At 45.3% G+C, this 23129-nt stretch carries 20 protein-coding genes, 8 tRNA genes and 1 rRNA gene (1 of these 29 running past the window's edge); 4 read left to right on the top strand and 25 right to left on the bottom strand.

Features of this window, described 5'->3' with window-relative positions; translation table 11 throughout:
• Positions 1 to 927 (bottom strand): hypothetical protein, encoded by a 927-nt coding sequence (locus CCC17_RS09005; RefSeq protein WP_287082962.1) that lies wholly within the window; start codon positions 925 to 927, stop codon positions 1 to 3.
• Between the two features lie 171 nt (positions 928 to 1098).
• On the bottom strand, positions 1099 to 1599 hold the full coding sequence (locus CCC17_RS09000) for a hypothetical protein (RefSeq protein ID WP_022427046.1): 501 nt from the start codon (positions 1597 to 1599) through the stop codon (positions 1099 to 1101).
• Between the two features lie 261 nt (positions 1600 to 1860).
• On the opposite strand from CCC17_RS09000, the gene CCC17_RS08995 reads away from it, so the two are divergent.
• Together CCC17_RS08995 and CCC17_RS08990 are read left to right on the top strand one after the other, a co-directional pair.
• Positions 1861 to 2952 carry an acyltransferase family protein gene (locus CCC17_RS08995; protein ID WP_015527472.1) on the top strand — a complete coding sequence of 364 codons (1092 nt, stop codon included), beginning with the start codon at positions 1861 to 1863 and terminating at the stop codon, positions 2950 to 2952.
• Between the two features lie 6 nt (positions 2953 to 2958).
• Positions 2959 to 3432 (top strand): hypothetical protein, encoded by a 474-nt coding sequence (locus tag CCC17_RS08990; protein ID WP_015527473.1) that lies wholly within the window; start codon positions 2959 to 2961, stop codon positions 3430 to 3432.
• A gap of 131 nt (positions 3433 to 3563) precedes the next feature.
• Here CCC17_RS08990 and CCC17_RS08985 read toward each other — a convergent pair whose 3' ends face one another.
• From CCC17_RS08985 to CCC17_RS08945, 9 genes are all read right to left on the bottom strand, one after another.
• Positions 3564 to 4571 (bottom strand): calcium/sodium antiporter, encoded by a 1008-nt coding sequence (locus tag CCC17_RS08985; protein ID WP_015527474.1) that lies wholly within the window; start codon positions 4569 to 4571, stop codon positions 3564 to 3566.
• Positions 4572 to 4911: 340 nt separating this feature from the next.
• Complete coding sequence (locus CCC17_RS08980) at positions 4912 to 5721, bottom strand: Cof-type HAD-IIB family hydrolase (RefSeq protein WP_015527476.1); 810 nt, start codon at positions 5719 to 5721, stop codon at positions 4912 to 4914.
• Between the two features lie 7 nt (positions 5722 to 5728).
• Positions 5729 to 6331, bottom strand: coding sequence for a class I SAM-dependent methyltransferase (locus CCC17_RS08975; RefSeq protein ID WP_287082960.1), 603 nt, complete (start codon positions 6329 to 6331; stop codon positions 5729 to 5731).
• A 21-nt stretch (positions 6332 to 6352) separates the two neighbouring features.
• Positions 6353 to 6583: a hypothetical protein gene (locus CCC17_RS08970; RefSeq protein ID WP_015527478.1), complete on the bottom strand. Its 231-nt coding sequence runs from the start codon at positions 6581 to 6583 to the stop codon at positions 6353 to 6355.
• Positions 6584 to 6811: 228 nt separating this feature from the next.
• Positions 6812 to 6885, bottom strand: a tRNA-Arg gene (locus CCC17_RS08965).
• Positions 6886 to 7043: 158 nt separating this feature from the next.
• Entirely contained in the window at positions 7044 to 8276 is a 1233-nt protein-coding gene (locus CCC17_RS08960) for an ABC transporter permease (RefSeq protein WP_287082959.1), read from the bottom strand.
• Positions 8269 to 10056, bottom strand: coding sequence for an efflux RND transporter periplasmic adaptor subunit (locus tag CCC17_RS08955; RefSeq protein ID WP_287082958.1), 1788 nt, complete (start codon positions 10054 to 10056; stop codon positions 8269 to 8271). Before CCC17_RS08955 ends, CCC17_RS08960 begins: the two co-directional genes overlap by 8 nt.
• 2 nt (positions 10057 to 10058) lie before the next feature.
• Complete coding sequence (locus CCC17_RS08950; protein WP_118608647.1) at positions 10059 to 10766, bottom strand: ABC transporter ATP-binding protein; 708 nt, start codon at positions 10764 to 10766, stop codon at positions 10059 to 10061.
• Positions 10767 to 11043: 277 nt separating this feature from the next.
• On the bottom strand, positions 11044 to 12438 hold the full coding sequence (locus CCC17_RS08945; protein WP_287082956.1) for an aminopeptidase: 1395 nt from the start codon (positions 12436 to 12438) through the stop codon (positions 11044 to 11046).
• A gap of 261 nt (positions 12439 to 12699) precedes the next feature.
• On the opposite strand from CCC17_RS08945, the gene CCC17_RS08940 reads away from it, so the two are divergent.
• Positions 12700 to 14412: an ABC-ATPase domain-containing protein gene (locus CCC17_RS08940; protein WP_287082955.1), complete on the top strand. Its 1713-nt coding sequence runs from the start codon at positions 12700 to 12702 to the stop codon at positions 14410 to 14412.
• Between the two features lie 384 nt (positions 14413 to 14796).
• Here the strand turns inward: CCC17_RS08940 and CCC17_RS08935 are convergent, their stop codons facing one another.
• From CCC17_RS08935 to CCC17_RS08885, 11 genes are all read right to left on the bottom strand, one after another.
• Positions 14797 to 15528, bottom strand: a complete 732-nt coding sequence (locus CCC17_RS08935) for a histidine phosphatase family protein (RefSeq protein WP_021650251.1) — start codon at positions 15526 to 15528, stop codon at positions 14797 to 14799.
• A gap of 88 nt (positions 15529 to 15616) precedes the next feature.
• Positions 15617 to 16027, bottom strand: coding sequence for a metal-dependent transcriptional regulator (locus tag CCC17_RS08930; protein WP_021650250.1), 411 nt, complete (start codon positions 16025 to 16027; stop codon positions 15617 to 15619).
• 77 nt (positions 16028 to 16104) lie between these two features.
• The gene (locus tag CCC17_RS08925; protein ID WP_092071906.1) at positions 16105 to 16689 is read right to left on the bottom strand and encodes a TetR/AcrR family transcriptional regulator; all 585 of its coding nucleotides are present in this window, start codon (positions 16687 to 16689) and stop codon (positions 16105 to 16107) included.
• Between the two features lie 146 nt (positions 16690 to 16835).
• Complete coding sequence (hydE, locus tag CCC17_RS08920) at positions 16836 to 17879, bottom strand: [FeFe] hydrogenase H-cluster radical SAM maturase HydE (RefSeq protein WP_092071903.1); 1044 nt, start codon at positions 17877 to 17879, stop codon at positions 16836 to 16838.
• Between the two features lie 158 nt (positions 17880 to 18037).
• A complete protein-coding gene (locus CCC17_RS08915) occupies positions 18038 to 18790 on the bottom strand; it encodes a tRNA threonylcarbamoyladenosine dehydratase (protein WP_059086183.1) in 753 nt (250 codons plus the stop codon).
• A gap of 216 nt (positions 18791 to 19006) precedes the next feature.
• Positions 19007 to 19090 (bottom strand) — tRNA-Leu (locus tag CCC17_RS08910).
• 24 nt (positions 19091 to 19114) lie between these two features.
• Positions 19115 to 19187: transfer RNA gene (locus CCC17_RS08905), tRNA-Val, on the bottom strand.
• A gap of 9 nt (positions 19188 to 19196) precedes the next feature.
• A tRNA-Asp gene (locus tag CCC17_RS08900) sits at positions 19197 to 19270 on the bottom strand.
• Positions 19271 to 19294: 24 nt separating this feature from the next.
• Positions 19295 to 19368: transfer RNA gene (locus tag CCC17_RS08895), tRNA-Ile, on the bottom strand.
• Between the two features lie 4 nt (positions 19369 to 19372).
• Positions 19373 to 19445: transfer RNA gene (locus CCC17_RS08890), tRNA-Thr, on the bottom strand.
• A 54-nt stretch (positions 19446 to 19499) separates the two neighbouring features.
• Positions 19500 to 19571, bottom strand: a tRNA-Glu gene (locus CCC17_RS08885).
• Between the two features lie 301 nt (positions 19572 to 19872).
• Between CCC17_RS08885 and CCC17_RS08880 the strand changes: the two genes are divergently transcribed.
• Positions 19873 to 20439, top strand: a complete 567-nt coding sequence (locus tag CCC17_RS08880) for a flavodoxin family protein (RefSeq protein WP_118515110.1) — start codon at positions 19873 to 19875, stop codon at positions 20437 to 20439.
• Between the two features lie 155 nt (positions 20440 to 20594).
• Here CCC17_RS08880 and CCC17_RS08875 read toward each other — a convergent pair whose 3' ends face one another.
• The 3 genes from CCC17_RS08875 to CCC17_RS08865 form a co-directional block, all read right to left on the bottom strand.
• On the bottom strand, positions 20595 to 21485 hold the full coding sequence (locus CCC17_RS08875) for a ribokinase (RefSeq protein WP_118515112.1): 891 nt from the start codon (positions 21483 to 21485) through the stop codon (positions 20595 to 20597).
• Between the two features lie 94 nt (positions 21486 to 21579).
• Positions 21580 to 21652 (bottom strand) — tRNA-Asn (locus CCC17_RS08870).
• Between the two features lie 99 nt (positions 21653 to 21751).
• Positions 21752 to 23129, bottom strand: a 23S ribosomal RNA gene (locus CCC17_RS08865); it runs 1509 nt beyond the window's last position.

Raw genomic sequence — 23129 nt, 5'->3', positions numbered from 1 at the left:
TCAGCTATTAATGGATTCTATCTCCGAATCATCATATATTTTCTTTAACTCTTTTCTCATTTCCTTATTGATATTCGTATATCTTGAATTATTATCAGCCCATTTTACTTTCAGGATATCGTGTTTGCGTACATATAATACAGGCAGCCGGCTTCTGTGCTTATCCATAAAGATTCCCCCGCTTTCATAAAAAGTTTCCTGCAGGTAATCATTTATTTCATCTACCTGGATTACAAATGTAAAACGAATATCATTCTTTTTTTCTTCTCTGCTCATCTCATTGATCCAGAACTCTGCAAATTTATCATTTAACAACAAAACATCATTTCTATCCATATCTGTAATATCTATAAGCGCCCAGATATTCACCTGATTATTTCTATTTTTCTTGAAAAAACTTACTTTTCCTTTTTCGTCCAGTTCATATTCTGACTTTTTTTGGTACTGGTTATGTAAAAGCTCCTTTTCAAATACAACGTTTCGCTCTTCGACCTCTTCTGGAAAAGTTATTTTGATATCTATTAACTTCTCGTATTTGTAACAGATAAAACTGAATGGCATCCAGATTCCTTTTTTATTCTCTATATACATGTAGCTTCTTGCATGAATCCTAACACTATGCTTCAGAAATTCAACATACCCCACTATCATTAAAATATGCAGTGATAATAACGCTTTTTCAATCGCATCATTCCCACTGCTATTCGTCCAACATTTCCAACAGGAATATACTGCTGCAAAAAAAACATCTGTCAAAAGCAACATTTGAAACAGAAAACAACCTCTGATTCCGGAAAACCATTTTCGATTTTTTCTCATCATCCCATAAACATATAGAGGATTTTCATCTACACTTTCCGAAGAAATATCCTGATCCGCTCTTCCGCCAAATCTGAATACCCATCCAGTCAATGCCATATATCCCAAACCGGCTACTGCAAATGTGAATCTATCATCTTCAAAAATCCAACGATATGACAAAAATAAAATACAAAATAACAAAATTTTTTCAGGTATATTATTTTTTCTTTTTCGGTTTATTATGATCCCCCCCCCTAGTCGTCAAATACATTTCCCATATATTTTTACATACAAAACTTATACATAAACCCAATATAACTTTCCTAAATACTTATAACACTTCATATACCGCGTTCCTTTTCCCGGAGTATACTCACATCCCCCGCCAATAACTCTCCCATACTTTCGTATTGCAATATTAGAATTAACCTTCCTATTACTCCAATAATCTCTAGAATAAGCATTTATTCGCGTTACTGTTAATTGCCTCATTTTTTCATTTTTTTCTTCATTAACTGCCCTTCGTAGCGGTAATGCCTCTGCGAATGAAAGGTTCATATTTGAAATTCTTCGATTTGCGTCATGGTAATCTTTTCTCATATATTTCAAATATCCTTTTTGATTTTGCTTTGGTCCTATATTATCTACAGCACTCCAAAATAATGATATTCCCGCACTTACCGCACCATTTATAACCGCACTTGTAAAATCTCTATTTTCATAATAATCACTTACAAACGAAGTAACACCACTTACAACTGCACCTGTTGTCGAACCACCAATTCCCAAAAATCCCATAGCGGTTCCAAGTCCTGCGGAAGCGGCAGTGATCCAGTTTATCTCTGACAGATTTTTCCCCAGCTGCTATACTTGTATTCTACTACAGTCTCTCCGGCGTCGTCAATCAGTGCAATGACATCATTCTGCAATAATAAATTTTTCGTTACGGTTCCCTCCGACAGCTTTCCAATCTCCCACGTTCATGCTATACTAAACCTATCTCTGTCTGCCCGTTTCAGTCATGGGGCAGACTTATTTTTTTCAGGAAAGGATTTATTTATGAAGCGTATCAAAAATATCGATCTGCTCCGTGCGGGGGCGATCCTCTACATTATGCTGTATCACTGCTACGTTCTGTCCGGGCAGCCATGGCAGTCGCATACAGCCATCCACACACTTCTGACTCTTGGAGGTGAAGTAGGAGTTACACTGTTTTTCCTGTTAAGCGGATATGGGATTTATCTTTCCCTTTCTTCTTCGGAGGCGCGAGGCTGTCTCCCCGGCTGGCGGGCTTTTATGAAAAAGCGCTGCATCCGCATTATGCCCCAGTATTATGTATGTATCACGGTCCTTCTGATCTTTATGTCCACGCAGATGTTCAGCAATGAGGGACTTCGTCACATCCTTGCGTACTATACGTTCACGGAGAACTTTTCCCCGGTGACTCATGGTTCCATCAATGGTGCGCTGTGGACGATGGGCGTGATCTTTCAGTTTTATCTGATCGCCCCGTTCCTTTATAAGGCAGTCCGGAAAAACTGGCTCGTCTCTGCCATTGTGTCCATTGTTTTCACTGTTATCTGCCGGTTCGCCGTTGTCCGCTATCTCCACAATTCCGGGATTTCGGATAACTCTGTATATTTTGTATACGAGCGTCAGGTATTCTCTGCGCTGGATAATTTCGTGCTGGGAATGGCTGCTGCCGCTTTCTGGAAACAGACCGGAGATCGTATGCAGGATTACCGGCTGAAGCTTGGACTTCCGGTTTCTATTGCAAGCACCGCACTGATCCTGGTATGGATCTTTTATTATCACAGTCACGGGCTTTATGGCACCGCTCCCTCCGGTTATCCGGCACATTCCATCCTTGCAGGCCTGTTCAGTATACTACTTGTGGGATTCCCCCTCCTGCCGGAAATGGATTTCAGGTTTCTGCATCCGCTGTACTTCGTAGCCCGGAACCAGTACGGGATCTATCTGTGGCATATGCCCATCATCATGATCCTGCAGGCCAATGCGCCATGGTTCAACACCATGAGCCAGCAGCGCTTCTGGCTGTTTTTGCCATGTATGGTGGTCATCACCTGCGTATTCGGCTATTTTGCAACCCGCTTTATCGATCATCCCGCTTCTGCGAAAAAGAAAGGATAACTTCCCATGAAAGACAGAACCGCCGTTAACCACAATATCCGCAAGCATTTTAACGAACTGATCTACAACACAGCCCGTTACACAGAGATCGCATTATCCATCGTGATCATTATCGTGATCGCACTGTCCGGACTGCGTCTGATCCTTACAACTGCCGGTACCTCCATCATGGATATGGACACCAGCTTTTTTACCAGTTTCCTGTCACAGGCACTGTCTCTTGTAGTCGGTGTGGAGTTTGTAAAAATGCTCTGTCGCCATTCCGCCCAGACTGTTGTGGAGGTCCTGCTTTTTGCAACAGCAAGGCAGATGGTCGTGGAACATCTCGATCCTGTACAGACACTGATCGGGATCATCGGTATCGCCATTCTTTTTGCCATCCGGAAATATCTGATGACGGACAGCGATGATATGACCCCGCATCAGAAGAACGCTTCAGAAGAATCCTCAAAAAAAGCTTTCTCTTCTGAGTGCAAATGAGCATAATTGCAGAAAAGCTCCAACTGTATCCCGATATTGATACAGTTGGAGCTTTTCTTATAAATTTTGCATTGGTATAAACCCTATCCGATACTATTATCCACGTCGGACCAGCTGCATGCCCACAACAGCTATCTCCAGATAATATACCCTGCATAGACTAGGTACATACACACCATGGAAATTCCCTCTTTCCGGCTGATCCTCTGCTTTGTGGCCGCATAGATCCACACGATCAGCGAGAACACGATAAGTATGACAATATCAATAATATTTTCCCGGATCAGTGCCACCGGATTGATGGCAGATGCAACTCCGAGAACCATCAGAATATTAAAAATATTGGAGCCTACCGCATTTCCCACAGCCATATCCACTTCGTTCTTTCTGGCTGCAACCACGGAAGTCACCAGCTCCGGAAGGGAAGTTCCGATAGAAACAATGGTCAGTCCCACCAGTGTCTGGCTCATTCCAAGATCAATGGCAATGCGGCTGGCAGCATCCACAGTAAGATCTCCGCCAAAGGCAATGGCAAGTGCGCCTCCCACAATAAAAAGGATGCTCTTCGGCCAGGAAAGGATGCCGATTTCTTCTTCCAGCTCTTCCATTCCTTCCATGTCCACATTTTTTCCTGCTGCCCTGGCCTTCATGGCACTTTGGATCATTACCACAATATAGCCTGCAAAAAATCCCAGCAGGATCATTCCATCCAGATGACCAAGTCTCATTCCGATCGTATCTCCTGCTGCCAGGATCCCAAGCCCCAGAAGAAGGAGCGCACAGATCATGGAAAACGGAATATCCCTCCGGATGGTTTCCTTCTGTACCAGGATCGGCGTCAGGATGGAACAGACTCCAACAACTACCATCAGATTAAAAATATTGGAACCTACCACATTGCTGACCGCAAGCTCATTGTTATTGACCAGTGACGCTGTAACGCTGACTGCGGTTTCCGGAAGAGATGTTCCCATTGCCACAATAGTAAGACCGATGATGATCGGCGGCACCTTCAGCCTTTTTGCAATACTGGAGCTTCCTTCTACAAAGAAATCCGCACCCTTCATCAGGAACACAAAGCCGATCACAAGAAAAACTAACACAAGGATCAGCGGTGAACTGTTTACCAGATTTTCCATTTTTCTTCTCACTTTCTTTTTTTATTTCCCATAACCCGGAGATTCATTGTCGCCCGCCCTGCTGAAAAAATTCTTTCCGGCATTCTTTTGTTACATAAAAAAGACCCATGTATGCCCTGCTGCAATAAAATATAACAAAGCATACATGAGTCTCATTCTTTAAGATTTGCCAGGTTTTTCAGAAAAAACCGGGTCTGTTGACAAATCACACTTACGTGCGAACTACTCCCTCATGGAATTAAAATTTTCAATTTTTTTCAATTTAACAGAATTGTTTTTAAAAGTCAACCCCTGGCCGGTGACTTTTCTTTACCGAAAGCACATATTTTATGTATCTTTATTATTTTCCGCTTTCAGAAACAATCCCTTTCAGGATCTGTAGGACTCCATCTTCACTATAAGAGGGACACACTTCCATGGCTGCTGTCTGCACTTCCGCTCTGGCATTGGCTACTGCATAGCTCATTCCCGCTTTCTGGAGCATGGCAATATCGTTGAGGTTATCTCCGAATGTACAGGTTTCCTCCGGAGAAATTCCTAACTGTTGCTGGATAAATTCGACAGCTGTACTTTTTTCGCCCTCCGGCGGAGTACTGTCCATCCATTCTTTTCCGGCAGCCGCCAGTGTTACCTTATCCCTCCATGCCGGTGTAAAATACGGTGCACAAAGCTCCTCGCACCGTTCCGGGTGATAGACAGAGAATTTCAGCACCTGTTTTCCCTGAAGAGAAGAAAGATCATCCACTTTTCTCATATCATAGCCATAGGAATCCCGCAGCCACCGGAACATCCTTCCATTCTCATTCTCCGCATAGCAGCATTCCGGTGTGGCAATAAAGCAGTCACATTCCGGCATTTTTTCTTTCACCATATGATGCATGCGTTTCCAAACCTCATCCGGAAGTGTATGTACCTTCAGGATCTTATCATTCTTCCGGATCACCGTACCGCCATCTGACACAAAATACACCAGATCCTTCACCGGCTCAAACAGCTTCCTCTCACTGTCATACTGCCGCCCGGAACACACCACAAAGGTGATTCCCAGCTCAGTCAGCTTCCGGATCACTGTCATATATTCCGGATTGATAGTCATGGTCCCGTCTTTTACAAGAGTTCCGTCTACGTCTGTTGCGATCAGTTTTATCATGTTGTTTTTACTCCTCTCCCATCTGAAATACCAATATCCTCTCTCTCTGATTTTTCCCGTCGAAAAGATCCTGACAGTCGATCTCGTCCAGGAATTCCAGTTCCTCTACGGTCATCAGATATGAAATATATTCGTCAGATGGATAATAGAAAAACAGTAGCATTTCTCTTGTTTTTTCATACCAGGATTCCCGGATGCGTCCGATGACGCTTCTCAGTATTTCCACAGAAAAGGGATTGAAAAAATAAAATCTGTCTGCGGCCTCCGGCACCTGAAAAAGGGCCGCATTCTCCAGTATAAATGATGTTTTTGTCCCGGAAACAGCCCGCTGCCTGTTTTCTTCTGCGGCTTTTGTCATACGTTCATCGTACTCCACGCCTGTAGTCCGGCATCTGACCTGCCACGCCAGAAAAAAATCCACTCTGCCTTTTCCACATCCATAGTCGATCAGATGATTCTTTTTCCCCAGATATCCACAATAAGCCAGCCGTTCCAGCACCCCGTACGGCGTTGGCTCGTATGGATAACAGTACTGATCCGATCTGGAATCGTCACGACCGGTGGTTTTGATCTTCAGCAGCTTATCATATTTTACTTCATTTTGATCCATGCTTCTGTTAATCTCCGTTCGCTACATCGGGCAGCTTCGTTTTTCCTCTTTATCCATATCTCCATGGACATACCTGGCATTGAACTCCATATTGATCTCACGGATCTCTTTCTTTCCGTCAATATAATCCTGATACATATCCGCAAGTCTCGCCATACAGCCATCACAGTTCGCGGAAATATTTCCAAGAGATTCCTCCACGATCTGTTTACGTTCTTCTTTTGTTGTATCTTTGATCAGATATCCTGGCATTGTTTTTTCCTCCTGATAGGTTCACCTCTATTTCAGGTGTTTTGTACTTTCATTGTTGTTTACTTTTTCCTGTGAAAAAAGCTGCTTGTATCAGACAAACAGCTTTACAAAAATTTTTCTTTTCTGTTTTTTTATTCTACTCTGGCCCACTACCAGTGTCAATACAATTTTTCGCCTGTTTCCGAAACACAAAACAAAAGCCTCCGGAACAATTCCAGAGGCTTTATACGTGCGTTAGAGGATTCGAACCCCCGACCTTTTGGTCCGTAGCCAAACGCTCTATCCAGCTGAGCTAAACGCACATCTTTGTTGCTTTTCCTTTGTGATATTTCGTATCACCGCTGCAACAATATGTATGATACTCTAAGACCTATAAAATGTCAAGGGTTTTTTGAAACTTTTTTTGATTTTTTTTAAAAATATTTTTTATTGCTATTTTTGATGCAAAAGCAACAGTTTTCTAATTCCGTCTAAGTGCCTCGATCGGGCTCAGTTTCGCTGCCTTTTTCGCCGGATAGATTCCGAAAAACACACCTACTGCACAGGAGAACAGCGTAGCCGCCAGGATGGTTCCCGCACTGATCCCAGGTGTGATGGTCATTCCCATACTGCTGCTGATCACCGCACAGATCACATAGCCGCCTGCAATCCCCAGCACAATACCGATCAGCCCGCCTATGATCGTCAGGATCGCTGCCTCCGCAAGAAACTGTAACATAATGGACGAGGTTTTTGCTCCAAGGGATTTCCGGATACCGATCTCCCTGGTACGCTCTGTGACGGACACCAGCATGATGTTCATAACACCGATACCACCTACCAGAAGGGAAATGCCCGCAACAAAAGAGATAAACGCAGTTACCATGCCAAGCATCTGATTCATGGATTTCATGACATCCTGGAAGCTCTGTACCTGGAAATATTCATCTCCGGCACACTGGTGACGTCTCTCAAGAAGATTTATGATCTTGTCTGCGACCGCCTGGGAATCCAGACTCTTATCCGCCTGAACTATGATCTGATAAAATTCTCCGCTGCTTCCGGTAAAGTCGTCCATGGCCGTATAAGGCACATTTATGGTCACCGGCATTCCATCGTAAGTATAGCTGACAAAGGTTCCGTTCTCCTTCTGTGTGGTGACTCCGCAGATGCGAAATGTCTTGGTCAGATCATAGCAGGTGATGTCCAGTGTCATTCCCACTACATCATCCGTTCCGAAAAGCCTCTTCGCATCGGCATCGGAGATCACGCAGACGTTTTTTCCCTCTTCGACCTCCTTCTGCCCGAAATAGCTTCCGTACTTCACAGAAGCATTATCCACCAGCTTGGCATCCTGGGCCTCCCCGGTCACTGTAAGATTAAAATCACCCTTTCCGGTTACGGTCTCGCCTGTATAGGACTCCGAAACATTAACACCTTCCACGCCATCCAGCTCCCGGACTGCATCAATATCCTCCGACTCGATCCAGACCTGGTCTGCTATGGCATCATCACTGCAGTAAACAGCGATCTGGCCGCCTCCGATATCATTGATCTCACTGTTCATCTGATTCTTCGTACCCTCACCGATGGACACAATGGCGATCACTGATGCAATACCGATAATGATCCCTAACATGGTGAGAAAGGATCTTCCCTTATTAGCCATGATATTATGGATTGCCATTTTGATATATTCATAAATATTACTCATCGGCAGTCTCCCCTGTCTCTGCTGCACTGTCACTGTCTGCCGCTGCTGCCTCTGCCTTCATTCCCTCTTCCAGGGAGCCCAGATCCTCGATGACCTTATCTCCAGCTTTAATGCCATCTGTGATCTCAACAGAATCCTCGGAACTAATTCCTGTTGTGATATCCTGCTTCGTGATCACACCATCCTTCAGCACATAACAGAAGGAACCATCCTTGCCGATATTTACCACGCCTGCCGGAAGCGTTACCACATCCTCTGCCTTTTCTGCATAGATCTTTACCTTCGCATCTACTCCCAGAAAAATATCCTTGTCCGGCTTGTCGATGCTCACTGTGGCAGAGATCAGTGTGGAGCCCTTTTCGTTGGTTGTCGCAATGTGACTGATCTTAGTCACCTTGCCGGTATATTTCCTGTCGCCGATGGTAATGTCCGCATTCTGGCCTTCCTTTACCTTATCGTAGTCATACTTGGACACATTGATATCAACGCTGACCTTATCTGTATTCTGCAGGGTAAAAAGCTCCATTCCCTGTGTTGCCGCTGCGCCCTGCTGGACTGCTGATTTGGAAATGACGCCGTTAAAATCCGCCGAAATGCCTTTCTTTCCTTCTTCTACCAGCTCTTTCGCAGATTTTGCATCCAGCTCAGTAAGATTGTTGCTGACACGCATTTTTTCTTTCTCTTCTTCTGTAAGGCTGGCAGAATCCGCCTCTGCAATGGATTTCTGGGAAGCAAGATCTGACTGCAGATCCGCCAGATCAGAGGTTGCCTGTTCGATCGCATTCTCAATGGCAGAAGTATCCACTGTACTTCCTGCAGAAGAAGCATCCGCAGATGCATGATCTGTCAGATCCTGTGTTTCCTCTGAAGCTCCATCGGTAACAAAATCACCGGCTGCACTACTGCTGTAATCGGAATACTCCGGCATTTTTGGCTGGCTGGCCTTCTTATCCTCATAAGCTTCCTTTGCTTCCTGGCAGGCGATCTCTGCCTGACTTCTTGCTGCTTCCGCTTCATCCAGCGCCTGGGCATTCTCATCGCTCTGGTCTGCCTGCCACTGTGCAAAAGCCATCTGATAACTGGTATCTGCCTGATTATAAACATTCTGTGCCGTTACATAATCGGAATTCAGCTGTCCCAGCTCCTGCTGGTACTGCGGAAGTGTCTCATTCTGATATGTAGTCAGCGCTTCTGAATACGCTCTCTGAGTCTCTGCATCCCTGGTAGCCTGGGCCTCTGCCTTTGCCTGGGTCTCCGCCTGGGCCTGTGCCTGCGCATCTGCCGCAGCCTGAGCCTGTACAGACGCCAGCTGTGATCTCAGGGAAGCCAGATAATTCTGCTGCTTCCTTACCTGCTGTTCCAGACTGGAAACCTTTGCTTTTGCGCTGTCCTGCTTCTGCTGGGCCTCATTGGATTTATTGATGGAATTTTTGTAATCATACTGTCCGGACTGTACATTCAGCTCTGCTTTCTGATTATCCCTCTCCAGATCCTTCACTTCAAACTCTATCAGCTTCGTTCCCTTTGAAACCGTATCGCCTTCTGCGAAGGATACGCTTTTGATCTGTGCGTTCACCGGAGAATAAAAGGTCTTCTGCTCATCACTGACAACGGTTCCGGTTGCATCTACGATCTCCTCCACATCTCCTGTCTCCGCTTTGGTAACAGCAACCTGCGGAATCTGTGATCCCCCGCGGCCTGCACCTGATGCCACATAAATACCGCCTGCCACAACAGCCACTGCTGCCACACCGATCACAATCTTTTTCCCTTTTTTCATTCTTAAGCCTCCTCGACAAATTCCTCATTGATCGTATCTGATTCAATTTTTCCATCCATGATCCGGACCACACGTCTGGCCTGAGCCGCGATCCCATTATCATGAGTGATCAGGATCAAGGTTTCTCCTGATCTGTGCATTCCCTTCAGGATTTCCATAATTTCCCTGCTGGATGCAGAGTCCAGATTTCCCGTTGGTTCATCTGCCAGGATCACCGGCGGCCTGGCTGCGATAGCTCTGGCAATAGCCACACGCTGCTGCTGTCCCCCTGACATTTCGTTTGGCTTATGGTCCATACGTTTCTCAAGTCCGACTTTTTTAAGAGATTCCACAGCAAGCTTTCTTCTTGTTTTCCGGTCGATCCCACGATAGATCAGAGGAAGCTCCACGTTTTCCAGCGCCGTAAGATTTGCGATCAGATTAAAGCCCTGAAAGATAAAACCAATCTCCTTATTTCGTACCACCGAGAGATCATTATCCTTCATTGTGGATACATCTGTTCCATTCAGATAATATTTCCCGGAGGTGGGGACATCCAGACAGCCCAGCATGTTCATAAAGGTGGATTTTCCGGAACCGGACTGTCCGATAATAGCCACAAATTCACCCTTATGGATCTCCAGGTCCACATGATCCAGCGCCCGCACCTCATTTTCTCCGGGATTGTAAACCTTGCACAGATCTACTACCCGTACCAATGCATCTTCCATAATAAAATTACTCCTTGTAAAGTAAATCAGTCCCAGGCAAGCCCCTCCTCTGCTTATTGCTTATTGCTTTTCGCCATTGAAACAGAGAGCTTCCCTGATCAGGTTAAAAATACAGAGCGAAGTCTGCAGGGGATACTGCTGTTTCTCGTCGGAACGCTCCAAGCCAAAACAGCAGCAGGCAGACTGCTCTGTCATTTCCGGGAAAACCCCGCTCATTGATCTGTAACGAAAAGATTACCTGAATGTCTTCAGAACTGACACACATTTATACATCTGTTTATGCATCAAGTAAAAATGCCTTATATGCCTTGTATGCCTCATATACATCCGCCTTGCTGGTAACCTCCCACGGAGCATGCATACTCAGCACTGCCACGCCACTGTCGATAACCTCCATTCCGTAAAGTGCCGCAATATAAGCGATGGTTCCGCCTCCGCCAAAATCAACCTTTCCAAGCTCTGCTGTCTGGAAAGCAACATTGTGATCATCAAAAATCCTGCGAACTCTTGCAACGTACTCTGCATTGGCATCGTTAGAACCGGATTTTCCTCTTGCCCCGGTGAACTTGTTAAGAACAATACCGCGTCCAAGATATGCTGCATTCTTTTTCTCAAAAGCCTCACCATAGGCCGGATCATAGCCGGCACTTACATCGGAAGAAAGCATGCTGGAATTACGGAGAGCTCTTCTTAATGCAAGCTCGGAATAGCAGCCCATTCCGTCCAGAAGCTCTGCCACACTGTTCTCAAAAAATCTGGACTGCATGCCTGTGGCACCAACGCTTCCGATCTCTTCCTTATCTACAAGGAGACAGCAGCCGGTACGCTTCGGTGTCTCCTCCATCTCCAGCATTGCCGCAAGGGATGTGTAAGCGCATACACGGTCATCCTGTCCATATGCTGCGATCATGCTGCGGTCAAGTCCACAGTCTCTTGCCTTTCCTGCCGGAACGATCTCCAGCTCTGCTGAAAGAAAGTCCTCTTCCTCAATACCATACTTCTCATTTAAAATCTTCAGCACATTCTGTTTTACCGCATCCTTTTTGGAATCATCCGGAAGCTCTGCAAGAGGTCTGCTGCCGATCAGGATATCCAGCATCTCACCCTCAATAACCTCTGCTGCCTTTTTCTGGAGCTGTTTTCCGGAAAGATGGATCAGAAGATCTGTGATGTAAAGTACCGGATCTTCCACATCCTCACCAATGCTGATCTCCACAATGCTTCCGTCCTTCTTTGCAACAACACCATGCATGGCAAGAGGCAGTGTCACCCACTGGTATTTCTTTACACCACCATAATAATGGGTATCCAGATAAGCCAGATCCGTATCCTCGTACAGAGGATTCTGCTTGATATCCAGTCGCGGAGAATCGATATGTGCACAGAGAATGCTCATACCTCCGGAAAGCTCTTCCGTTCCTACATGAAACAGAGCAACGATCTTCTTCATCCCTACCGCATAAACCTTGTCACCGGCATTGATCTTCTCGCCTTTTTCAAGCTTCGACTCAAGAGATTCATATCCGGCAGCCTCTGCTTCCTTCACGATTTCTGCAACACATTCCCGTTCCGTTTTTCCTTTATCCAAAAATTCTCTGTAAGCCTTCGCAAGCTTCTCCATTTCTGTCTCTTCTGCTTCCTTATAAGAAAGCCACGCATTTCTTCTTTCCATTTTAGTGGTCCACCTTTCTTTATAGCTTCCGGCAGCTGCCGTTTCTCATCATATTATCTGCAATCTGTCTACTATTATAGGTCAAACATTTACGAATTTCCACCGCAATTCCCATTCTTTACAAAATCTTTATGATTCGTTATAGTAGTTCTTAAGAATTGGCCCTGTATCCAAAATTTTCAGGTATCTCACACACGGAAAGCTTTCTGTTTCACCGTAGACTTTACCTGTATGCTCCAACAGGGCAAAGGAGGAAACAACATGCAAGCATCTGCTCAGCTAAAAGAGCTTCTTCACAGCATCAACCGCAAAAGCTATCCTGCATACAAGTCTCTGCGGGGTGCATACCAGTTTGACCGTTATATTTTGTCCATTGACCACGTGCAGGGGGATCCTTTTGCCTCTCCCTCTCACATCAGTGTGAAGCTTTCCCACCGAGACACCGGATTTCCGGCAGAATATTATAAGGATTCCCTGACCCGCATCACACTGGGAGACTTTCTGAACCGCCAGTTTGAACAGCAGGTAAACCGTTATACCTTCCGTGCAAAAGGCTCCGGAAAAAGCGGCCTGATCTCAGTAAGCCACTGTGGTCAGGAGGTTCTTGCACGTACCGCCTGTGAAATAACGGAAAAAGGCATCACTGCCCGTTTTTTCATCGGTTTCCCGGCCAATGGCAGAACCATCAACTCTCCCGAACTGGAAAAAATCCTCTTCGATTTTCTTCCGGTCTGTGTTCACAAGGCATTTTTTTACCGGAATCTTGACCCGGAAGCGCTGAGAAAATCCATCTGCCTTGCCGAAGATCAGGCATTTATCCGTCAGGAGCTGAAAAAACGTTCTCTGGTTGCCTTTGTCAGTGACGGCGCTATCCTCCCCAGGGAAAGCGGCATCTCTTCACGCCCGATGAAAAACTCTGTTCCTTTTGTTTCTCCGGAAAGCCTGAGGGTTTCCATGGAGCTGCCCCACAGAGGAACCATAACAGGCATGGGCATTCCCTGCGGCATCACCTTGATCGTAGGTGGCGGCTACCATGGCAAATCCACCTTACTTAACGCACTGGAGCTGGGAATTTACGATCACATTTCCGGCGATGGCCGGGAATATGTCATTACCGATCCTTCTGCCCAGAAGCTTCGCTCTGAGGACGGCCGTTTTATCAAAGATGTGGACATTTCTCTTTTTATCAACGATCTTCCAAATAAAAAAGACACCCTCTGCTTTTCTACAGAGGATGCCAGCGGCAGCACTTCACAGGCTGCCGGTATCGTGGAAAGTATGGAGGCAGGAAGTAAAGTCTTTCTCCTTGACGAGGATACCTCTGCCACCAACTTTATGGTCCGTGATTCCTTCATGCAGCGAGTGATCTGCCGGGAAAAGGAGCCCATCACTCCATTTCTGGAACGTGCCCGGGATCTCTATGAAAAGGCAGGGATCTCCACTATCCTGGTTGCCGGAAGCTCCGGAGCTTTTTTCCATATTGCGGATACTGTGATCCAGATGGATAATTATCATCCGGTGGACATCACAGCAGTCACCAAAAAGCTCTGTCAGGAATATCCTCTCTCAGACATTGAGGCCCCTGCATTCCGCCTTCCGGAAAGCCATCGCATCATGACCAGGGCCAAAGTGGCTCCATCCCGCCACAGCCGTCCCGGACAGCCGGAAAGACTGAAAACCAAGGTTCACGGCAAAGATGGCTTTTCTCTTGGAAAAACCGAAGTGGATCTCCGCTATGTGGAGCAGCTGATCGACTCCGAGCAAACTGCATCCCTGGCGTTGCTTCTGAAATATGCCTGCGAACATCTCATTGACGGAAAACGTACTCTGCCGGAGATCATCACTTATCTGGATACTCAGCTGAAAAGGCAGGGATTGTCCTTCTTCTCGGAAGGCTCTTATATTCCATGCGGTTATGCCATGCCCAGGATCCAGGAAATATATTCCTGCTTTAACCGCTATCGCAGGCCGTAGCTGTGCCTGAAGCTGTATATCCAATAAATCTCAGACAACAAAAAAATACTGCCGATAAACATTGGAAATCTTTATCTCCTCTGTCATTCGGCAGTTTTTTCCTGCAATGCAAAACCACCGTCCTGTCGGCTCTGTCTTGCCAATGGAACGGTGGTTTATCTTCATACATATTTTAGGGAAAGGAAAGAGTTTTTCTTAAGAGCTTCTGTTCTCTTAAGATGTTTATATCATACAGGATAAATGTGAGAGAAATTTGTACAATTTCTAATAAATTTATAAAATTTATTAACGAAGTCTAATCATTTTCCAAAATAATCCTGCTGATCATTATTTACCATGGTCTTCCGGAAAAACACGAAATATTACAGCCGTTTCTTTCGCTTTTTAGTCGTGTCTCTGCTCTTTGTTATCATATGTCTCACAGAATCTGGCAGCAAAAGCCGGCGGCTCCTGATGCGCATACAAATGAGAAATGTCTCCAAAAGAGCTCATACGGAAGGACGCGATCCCTTTTCGCCTCTCCTCTGTAACAATGGTGCTCACTGATGACGGCGCCGCACAGAAATTCTGCAGCATCACCAGCGGAGAGATACTGAGAAGATAGCTGATGAGTACACAGCTTACACCGAAATGGCAGAAAAACACAAGCGTATCTTCATTGGCTTTTTCTGCTCTGTAATAATGTCCTTCCCGCACATAGCCATGCTCTGCCAGAACTTTATCAAAATTCTGTGTGACCCAGTCATACTCTTCTTTCATTTTTCCCTCTCGCAGGATGTCATTATCCCACCAACGGTCAAAGCTGTAGAAATTTTCGATCTTCGTCCAGTCCTGGGGAAGCCAGTCCCAGGGAATGATCTTTTCCCCATGAAGATCCGGTCTTCTGATCTTTACGTCGAATTCTCTCAGCCACTTGCATTCTGTAGCTGTTCTTCCGTTTTTCTTCAGTGTGCAGGATGCGGTATCCTTTGCTCTTCCAAGCGGAGAAACATAAAAATCCCTGACATCAAGAGCTGCGATCTTTTCAGAAAGAAATTCCGCTTCCTTCCAGCCCTTTTCGGTCAGGGAATCTATTGTGTAATCCGGGTCTCCATGTCGTATAAAAAGTAATTTCATCTTTTGGTATCCTCCATTTCATAACCTGGATTTCCATTATATTCTTATTTTTTCAGTTGTCAATTCCTGATAGCTTCTGCTGCAGGGATCAAACCTGATCCGCGGTTTCTCCATGGAGCACAGCCTGCTGCTCCCTCAGCTCATAAACTGCCTTTTTCAATGCCTGAAAGCTCTCCTCACTGATTATGTGCTCGATCCTGCAGGCATCATGAATCGCTGTTTTTTCCTGGACTCCCAGTATCATCAGCCAGGAAGAGATCAGCTGATGACGTTCATATACCTTATCGGCAATCTTATGTCCGTCCTCTGTCAGACGGATATCTCCGTTGTCGGCTACTGTGATGAGATTTTTCTGGCGAAGATTCTTCATGGCAACACTGACACTCGGTTTCTTAAAGCCCATCTCTGCCGCGATATCCACAGCTCTTACAAGAGAACTCCTGTTTCCAAGGATCAGGATCGTTTCCAAATAATCTTCAGATGATTCATTTGATCTCACGTTATTTACACCTCCCTCGGTTTGTTAAAACTAACCAAGTTAATCATAACATACTTTAGGAGAATGAGCAATGGTTTTTAATGCTTTCTGTTTAGTTCTGCCTCAATTGCCAGAAGGCACTGGCTGGAACATATCTGCAGAATTCTGGAAATTTCCAGGAGTTTTTCCCTGGAGCAGTTTCCCCGGAGCAGTTCACAATATCCCTGAAATTTCATCTGTACCAGGATATGTACCAGCTCGTGATCAACTTCTTGTCCACATTCCTTTTGAAAACGTTCATTAAGGATCTGCTCCATTTTCGTACAGGCATCCTCACGGAAATTCTCATATCTGGTACCTTCAGCTCCATCTATGAGGATTTTTGCGATGTCCCTGTTTTCCCAGATAAATTCCATAAGTATCCTGTCATATTCTTCCGGATGCAGTTGTTTTTCCTGATTCGTAAAGTCTCCCATGATCCGCTTCAGATCCTCTACCGTCTCTTCCACGATTTCTTCAAAAAGAGCTGCTTTACTTTCAAAAAAGAAATATAGCGCTCCCGTAGTCACCTCTGCTTTTTTGCAGATCGCACGAAGAGAAGCCTTCAGAAATCCCCTGTCTCTGAATTCTTCCTTCCCCGCTTCCAGAAGTCTGCTCCGCACAGCATTTTCTGATTTTTCCATATTTTACGCACTCCATCATTTTTCCTGCATTCCGCTTTGCAGGAAAATTCCGCTTATTTCTGACCAGCTGTTAATTTTTTAGCAATCTGATCTTACTGATATTTTACCTTAAATCGCTGAAAAAAGAAAGTATTTTGTACCCCGTGTCAATCTGTCATCGGGGAATCTCCACGGTCTGTAACGATTTCATAGCCTACAGACTCCACACGTCTGGTAAGGCACCCTCTGCACTCTGCTGCTTCCTCGCCTGTACAGATCTTGTTATCATAAAGCTCATACTGTTTACGGTTCTTCACCGGAGAAAGATTGGGCATTACCACATTTGCACCCGCCTGAAAACCCTTTTCCCTGCCTCTGGGGTCCAGGGTCCCCAGTGCTGTGGTTGCCGGAAGAAGTACCTGTGGAAGCAGGATCCGGATGACAGACAGCAGAAACAGTGTCAGATCCACACTTCCTGCCGGTTCCTCTGCAAATTTCGTATCATGGTGCGGGACAAATGGTCCGATCCCCACCATATGCGGATTCAGGTCTTTAAGAAAAACAAGGTCTTCCGCCAGATACTCCAGCGTCTGTCCCGGCGCACCTACCATAAATCCGGCACCTATCTGATATCCCAGTTCCTTCAGGGTATAAAGACACTGTTTACGGTTTGCAAGACTTAAACTCTCCGGATGAAGATAACGATAATGTTCCTCACTGGCCGTCTCATGACGGAGTAAATAGCGGTCTGCTCCAGCATCTTTAAATCTCTGATAGCTTTCTTTTGATTTCTCCCCAATGGACAGCGTGATCGCACAGTCCGGATATCCCTGTTTGATGGACCGGATAATGTCAACCATCCGGTCATCATTAAACCATGGGTCTTCCCCTCCCTGGAGCACAAATGTCCGAAATCCCAGCTCATAGCCATTCTCGCAGCACTGCAAGATTTCTTCCTTTGTAAGGCGGTAACGGCTGGCATTCCTATTAGAACGGCGGATCCCGCAGTAATAGCAGTCATTTCTGCAGTAATTGGTAAATTCTATCAGACCTCTTGTATATATTTTATTTCCAAAATATTTTTTCTGTATACGGACAGCCTCTTCCCGAAGCAGACGAACCGCATCCGGATCCTGGTATAAGTGCAGAAGTTCCGGATATTCTTCCTTTGTCAGCTGTCCTTCTTTTATAAATTTTTCAACGATCCCCATACTTTATCTGTCCTTCTCTTTTATTTACAAAACTATCTGTAAAAAATATTTTATCACAAAAAAACAGATATTGCACAATATAAGTATACATGCAATATCTGTTCTTACAGAATGATTACTGTTCATTCCGTTCTCAGTAACACAGAATGATCCAATTTTTATTTAATAAGATCCTTTACAACCTCACCGGCAATGATCAGTCCCACTACGGAAGGCACAAAGGCATTACTTCCCGGTACCTGACGTCTCTGAGTACATTTTCTTTCTGTTCCCGGAGGACAGATGCAATGAGACTTGCAGCTGATCGCCATATCATCAATTGGAGTCATTGGCTTCTCCTGTGAGTAAACCACCTTCAGTTTTTTGATTCCTCTTTTTTTCAGTTCACGGCGCATGACCTTTGCAAGGGGGCAGACGGACGTTTTATAAATATCTGTCACTATAAAACCTGTTGGATCCATCTTATTTCCGGCCCCCATAGAGCTGATGATCGGTGTTCCTGAAGCCTTTGCCTGCTCTACGAGCATCAGCTTTCCGGTTACAGTGTCGATTGCATCGACTACATAATCATACTGGGAAAAATCAAAGGAATCTGCTGTCTCCGGCACATAAAATGTTTTGTGGATATTTACAACTGCATCCGGATTAATTTCAAGAATACGTTCTCTGGCCACGTCAACTTTATATTTCCCTACGGTCTTTCTTGTTGCGTAAATCTGGCGATTGATATTGGTGAGGCATACTTTATCATCATCAATGAGATCCAGGGTACCTACGCCACTTCTGACCAGTGCTTCCACCGTATATCCGCCAACACCGCCAATTCCGAATACTGCGACTCTGGAATTTTTCAGCTTTTCCATTCCTTCTTTTCCGATTAATAATTCTGTTCTTGAAAACTGATTCAGCATTTTCTGACCTCTCCTCATATTCTTTCCATGTATATTTATACTGACAACGGATATATTTTTTATATCTGTCCGATTTGTTTTACAACTGTCAGGATTCTATCATGGGAAAATAGCCTTGTCAATATCCCTACCAATAAGCTAGGAATATTTTCCCGTTTTCATCAATATATTTTATGACACAAAAAAAGATCCCTGAAAAAGGAATCTCACTGATACTGCGGGTAGCCGGACTTGAACCGGCACGGAGTTGCCCCCGAGAGATTTTAAGTCTCTTGTGTCTGCCTATTCCACCATACCCGCATATTCAATTAATTTGTTCAAAAATGGGGCCTATAGGGCTCGAACCTATGACCCTCTGCTTGTAAGGCAGATGCTCTCCCAGCTGAGCTAAGACCCCAAATATGAACGACCCAGAAGAGACTCGAACTCTCGACCTCCGCCGTGACAGGGCGGCGCTCTAACCAACTGAGCCACTGGGCCATACAAAATATAAAACTTTTAAAATGGACCTTCGGGGACTCGAACCCAGGACCGACCGGTTATGAGCCGGTTGCTCTAACCAACTGAGCTAAAGGTCCAAAAAGCCGATGATCGGACTCGAACCGATAACCTGCTGATTACAAATCAGCTGCTCTGCCAATTGAGCCACATCGGCGTATTAAACACCAAATGTTGAATCGAGTCAATGAATATCCAGTTTAGTTTTAAGTGACTCCAAGGGGATTTGAACCCCTGTTACCGCCGTGAAAGGGCGGTGTCTTAACCGCTTGACCATGGAGCCATATTTCTTTTTTATGTTTCGCTGTTTTGTATTTCCCTCAGCGACGAGTTAAATAATACCATACCTTTTTTATAATTGCAAGCTTTTTTTTGAAAAATTTCAATTTTTTTTACAAACCTGCAAAACTGGCCTCAAGCCCTTATAAAATGCGGAAGTTTTACTGTTCACTCCGTGATCCACAACACGTTTCACATTGTAATTCTCGTTTTTTCATCATCTATGAGCGTCCTTCAAGAGATTGACTTTATTTTTTGTACGTATATAATGATGTTAAAAGAATTTTGAAAGGATGATCATTATAATGAAGGTTTTATTACTGAACGGCAGTCCGCGCAAAGAAGGCTGCACCTATACAGCACTCACAGAAGTTGCCAACACTTTAAAAAAGAATGGTATTGAAGCTGAGATCTTCCAGGCTGGAGATCCTTCCCGCGAAAATGTCACAGCCGCAGCTGAAAAAATGAAAGAGGCTGATGCTCTTGTTGTCGGCTCTCCTGTTTACTGGGCTTCCCCATCCGGACAGATCATGGAATTTATGGATAAATTTGCTTCTATGGCAGGAAAATATATGGTCCACAAGCCAGCCGCAGCTGTTGCTTCTGCAAGACGCGCCGGCACAACTGCAACTCTGGACGTTCTGACTAAATATTTTACATATCATCAGATGCCGGTAGTCTCCGGAAATTACTGGACAATGGTTCATGGTAATACCCCGGATGAAGTCCATAAAGATGAAGAAGGTCTTCAGATCATGCGTACACTTGGCAACAACATGACATGGCTTCTGAAATGTATTGAAGCCGGAAAGAACGCCGGTATCAATGCTCCGGAAACTGAAGAAAAGATCAAGACTAATTTTATCAGATAGTTTTATCGGGAGACTATTTTCCCTTATTATAGTAGTATACAGCGTAGCGAAGATTCACCGTTCGCTGCGCTGTATTATTTTTCATCTGTATTTTCAACATGGTCCTATTACATTTTATAATTATGACACGTCCAATATTTATACTGCCATAATTCTTATTCCCTCTCCAGTGCCTCCATAACCTCATTCCGCATTGGCACAGATGCTGCTGCTCCTAGCCTGGAAACAGCGATTGAAGATGCTTTTGCGGCCATTCTGAGACCTTCTTCCGGGCTCATTTTTTCCAGAACAGACGCGAGGAAATAGCCGGTAAAAGTATCTCCGGCTGCCGTAGTATCAACAGCCTTTACCGGAAAAATCCCCTGTCTGTATATACCTTTTTTATCCTGATATACAGCTCCGTCTCCTCCAAGTGTCAGTACTACAGAAGCATCTGGATACATCTGACTGAATTTCTTCAGAATCTCATCTGGTTCTTTCTCTCCTGTGATCTGCTCACCTTCGATTTCATTCACAAGAAACAGGGAAATCTTATTTAGATCGCATTTATCCAATTTATTGTTATAAGGAGATGGATTGAGAATGATCTGCATTTCTTTCTCGCTGGCTTTTTCTATGATGTAGTCCAGTTCGCTGATCTCATTCTGCAAAAGCAGCATATCTCCCTTATCGAAATGTGAAAGGACTTCATCTACAAATTCTTTCGTAATGCTCTGGTTTGCGCCACCATAGAGCAAAATACAGTTCTGACCATTCTGATCTACCTGTATCACTGTATGTCCACACGGACCTGAAATCTGATGGATAAATTCGGTATTTACATGATTATCACGGCAAGTTTCCAGCAGAATTTCTCCACCATCTCCGATCAATCCTGCATGATAAACCGGCACTCCTGCCTTCGCCAGAGCAATAGACTGATTCAATCCCTTCCCACCACAAAAAATCTTACGGTCAGTCGATGCCTGTGTCTCGCCCGGTATCAAAATACTATTTACCTGATATACATAATCCAAATTCAGCGATCCAAAATTCAAAACCTTCATTAAAACCCCTCCTTCTGATTTTATCTGCATTATCTTCTATTCTTTATTATACAAAAAAATCCTGCAAACATAAAGTTTACAGGAAATAAAAAAACTCCCCCTGTTGGACTCGAACCAACGACACTGCGGTTAACAGCCGCATGCTCTACCGACTGAGCTAAGGAGGATTACTAAAATATTTAAATTTAAGGTTTGTACCTTAAAAACTACATACATGCTTGTTGATCGTTAATCAAACTCTTGAATCAATTCTTAACCTGCGTTTCTTGGTCAAGCCCTCACCCGATTAGTAACAGTCAGCTCCATGTGTTACCACACTTCCACCTCTGCCCTATCTACCTCGTCGTCTTCAAGGGGGTTTACTTCATAAGAATGGGATATCTCATCTTGAGGGGGGCTTCACGCTTAGATGCCTTCAGCGTTTATCCCTTCCGGACTTGGCTACCCGGCCATGGCTTTGGCAAGCCAACCGGTCCACCAGCGGTCCGTCCATCCCGGTCCTCTCGTACTAAGGACAGCTCCTCTCAGATATCCTACGCCCACGCCGGATAGGGACCGAACTGTCTCACGACGTTCTGAACCCAGCTCGCGTACCGCTTTAATGGGCGAACAGCCCAACCCTTGGGACCTACTACAGCCCCAGGATGCGATGAGCCGACATCGAGGTGCCAAACCACTCCGTCGATGTGAACTCTTGGGAGTGATAAGCCTGTTATCCCCAGGGTAGCTTTTATCCGTTGAGCGATGGCATTCCCACTTAATACCACCGGATCACTAAGCCCTACTTTCGTACCTGCTCCACCCGTCGGTGTCGCAGTCAAGCTCCCTTCTGCCTTTGCACTCTTCGAATGGTTTCCGTCCATTCTGAGGGAACCTTTGGGCGCCTCCGATACCCTTTCGGAGGCGACCGCCCCAGTCAAACTCCCCGCCTGGCATTGTCCCACCGCCGGATCACGGCGGCTGGTTAGAAGCCCAATATCACAAGGGTGGTATCCCAACAGCGGCTCCGCGGCAACTGACGTTACCGTTTCTCAGCCTCCCACCTATCCTGTACATGCAACACCGGACCCCAGTGCCAAACTGGAGTAAAGCTCCATGGGGTCTTTCCGTCCTGGCGCGGGTAGCCAGCATCTTCACTGGCACTTCAATTTCACCGGATGTATTGCCGAGACAGCGCTCAAATCATTACGCCTTTCGTGCGGGTCGGAACTTACCCGACAAGGAATTTCGCTACCTTAGGACCGTTATAGTTACGGCCGCCGTTTACTGGGGCTTAAATTCAAAGCTTCGCGTTACCGCTAACCTCTCCTCTTAACCTTCCAGCACCGGGCAGGCGTCAGCCCATATACCTCACCTTTCGGTTTCGCATAGACCTGTGTTTTTGCTAAACAGTTGCTTGAGCCTATTCTCTGCGGCCTGCTCTCGCAGGCACCCCTTCTCCCTAAGTTACGGGGCCATTTTGCCGAGTTCCTTGGCAATACTTCTTCCGCCGGCCTTAGGATTCTCTCCTCATCCACCTGTGTCGGTTTACGGTACGGGTACAATATGAACGATAGCGGCTTTTCTTGACGCATGGCTCACGGGCTTCGCTACTAATCTTCGCTCCACATCACGTCTTCCCATTGCATGGCGGATTTTCCTACC

This window comes from Blautia sp. LMAG:36 (assembly GCF_008680535.1).
Classification (GTDB): Bacteria; Bacillota; Clostridia; order Lachnospirales; family Lachnospiraceae; genus Blautia_A; species Blautia_A fusiformis.
Note: the sequence above shows the minus strand (reverse complement) of the source record. Positions and strands in the feature narration are given on the sequence as shown.